Annotated in this window: 1 protein-coding gene, 1 tRNA gene and 2 pseudogenes; 2 read left to right on the forward strand and 2 right to left on the reverse strand. The window is 72.8% G+C overall.

From position 1 onward, the window contains the following. Both ACTIR_RS26165 and ACTIR_RS0101910 read right to left on the reverse strand, forming a co-directional pair. Positions 1 to 408, reverse strand: a pseudogene (locus tag ACTIR_RS26165) (DUF1648 domain-containing protein); the annotation flags it as partial. A gap of 61 nt (positions 409 to 469) precedes the next feature. Next, positions 470 to 1,702, reverse strand: a complete 1,233-nt coding sequence (locus tag ACTIR_RS0101910; protein ID WP_007024032.1) for a pyridoxal phosphate-dependent aminotransferase — start codon at positions 1,700 to 1,702, stop codon at positions 470 to 472. A gap of 243 nt (positions 1,703 to 1,945) precedes the next feature. On the opposite strand from ACTIR_RS0101910, the gene ACTIR_RS0101915 reads away from it, so the two are divergent. Together ACTIR_RS0101915 and ACTIR_RS27340 are read left to right on the forward strand one after the other, a co-directional pair. Continuing rightward, a tRNA-Trp gene (locus tag ACTIR_RS0101915) sits at positions 1,946 to 2,018 on the forward strand. Between the two features lie 34 nt (positions 2,019 to 2,052). Continuing rightward, positions 2,053 to 2,151 (forward strand): annotated as a pseudogene (locus tag ACTIR_RS27340) (preprotein translocase subunit SecE); the annotation flags it as partial.

Raw genomic sequence — 2,151 nt, forward strand, 5'->3', positions numbered from 1 at the left:
CACCATGCCGCCGAGCAGCACCCCGAGCGCCACGGCCGGACCGGAGGCCTGCCGCCAGTGCGGCGCGTCGAGCGTGGTCACCAGGGACGTGAGCAGCGTCGCGGCCGGTGCCGACGCCAGCAGCACCCACGTCCCCACGACCGCGCGGCGGCTGCCGCGTCCCTGCCGCAGCAGGACCAGCGCCGCCACCGTTCCGACGACCGTGAGCACCCCGCCGACGGTGAGACACCAGGTGGTGAGCGTGCCGAGCCCGGCTGCGCCGTCGGCCGCACCGCTCACGCCCCAGTGCGTCGCGACCACCCGGGGCAACCGCGCGGACCACATCTCGCCCAGCGCGGCCGTCACGATCAGGGCGAGCGCGGGCACCCCGCCGGTGGCCAGGACGAGACGGACGGCGGCGGTTCTCATCGGTCGTTCCTCTCCGGCCCCCGGCTCGGCGTGTGCCACCCGGCCCGGGGCCGCACAGGTGCTATTTCGCCTCGGCGAGCAGGTCGGCCACCCGCGTGACGCCCTCGATGAGGTCCTGTTCGGCCAGCGCGTAGGAGAAGCGGAAGTAGCCCGGGGTGCCGAACGCCTCGCCCGGCACGACCGCGACCTCGGCCTCCGCCAGGATCAGGTCGGCCAGTTCGACCGTGTCCGTCGGGCGCTGCCCGCGGATCTCGGTGCCGAGCAGCGCCTTGACCGAGGGGTAGGCGTAGAACGCGCCCTCCGGGGTCGGGCACTCGACGCCGGGGATGTCCGACAGCATTGACACGATCGTGCGACGGCGGGAGTCGAACGCCGACCGCATCGTCTCCACCACGTCCAGCGGACCCGCCACCGCGGCCAGCGCCGCGCGCTGCGAGACGTTGGCCACGTTGCCGCACAGGTGCGACTGGAAGCTCGCGGCCGCCGAGACGACGTCCTCGGGGCCGATCAGCCAGCCGACCCGCCATCCGGTCATCGACCAGGTCTTGGCCACCCCGTTCAGCACCAGCGTCCGGTCCGCCAGCTCCGGCACCACGACCGGCATCGACTCCGCCCGGACGCCGTCGTACACGAGGTGTTCGTAGATCTCGTCGGTGACGACCCAGATCCCCTTCTCCAGGGCCCACCGGCCGATCTCGGCCACCTGTTCGCGGGAGTAGACCGACCCGGTCGGGTTGGACGGGGAGTTGAACAGCAGCACCTTCGTCCGCTCGGTGCGGGCCGCCTCGAGCTGGTCGACACCCACCCGGTAACCGGTGGACTCGTCCGCCGTGACCTGCACCGGGACACCACCCGCCAGGGTGATCGACTCCGGGTAGGTGGTCCAGTACGGGGCGGGGAGCAGGACCTCGTCACCCGGGTCGAGCAGGGTGGCGAACGCGGAGTACACGGCCTGTTTCCCGCCGTTGGTGACCAGCACCTGGGAGGCGGAGCAGGACAGGCCCGAGTCCCGCTCCGTCTTCGCCGCGATGGCCTCCCGCAGCTCCGGCAGTCCGGCCGCGGCCGTGTAGCCGTGGTTGGCGCGGTCGCGGACCGCGGCCACAGCCGCCTCCACGACGTGATCCGGGGTGGGGAAGTCGGGCTGGCCCGCGCCGAAGCCGATCACCGGACGTCCCTCGGCCTTGAGCGCCTTGGCCTTCGCGTCGACGGCGAGCGTGGCGGACGGTGTGATGCCCGCGATACGGGCGGACACCCGGGGCTGCGCGCTGGAGGCGGTATCTTGGGAAACGGCCATGCGCGGATTTTCCCACGCACGGCGTCGTAGGAGGACAACCGCCCTCCACCCCGGCGTGGCCGGTGGGGCGACGGGGTCCTCGTGCCGGACATGGGGAACGCGGTTGCGAGCCGCCGATGGGCTTGCCGTAGACTGCGGAACCTGGAACGTACGACAGGCACCCGGACGACGGTCCGGCCGCGATTCCGGTCGGGGTCGGTGGTGCCTGGCGGGCGTGCCGCTCGGGTGGGACCTCCCGCCCGAAGGGGTGTGGCTCAATTGGCAGAGCAGCGGCCTCCAAAGCCGCAGGTTGCAGGTTCGAGTCCTGTCACCCCTGCGTTGACGTGTCCGGCGGAGCGGAGGAGTGGCTCGTGAGCGACGACGGCGAGAAGGACAAGGACAGGGCCGACGACGGCCCTTCCCGTCCGGACACCGCCGCGGCTCGGCGCGCACGCCGCGCCTCCGCCCGC

The sequence above is a fragment of the Saccharomonospora iraqiensis subsp. iraqiensis genome (assembly GCF_000430445.1).
In the GTDB taxonomy this organism is placed as follows: Bacteria; Actinomycetota; Actinomycetes; order Mycobacteriales; family Pseudonocardiaceae; genus Saccharomonospora; species Saccharomonospora iraqiensis.

Coding starts and splice junctions, on each gene's coding strand:
- ACTIR_RS0101910 (WP_007024032.1), bottom strand. CDS start 1,702: ATGGCCGTTTCCCAAGATACCGCCTCCAGCGCGCAGCCCCGGGTGTCC.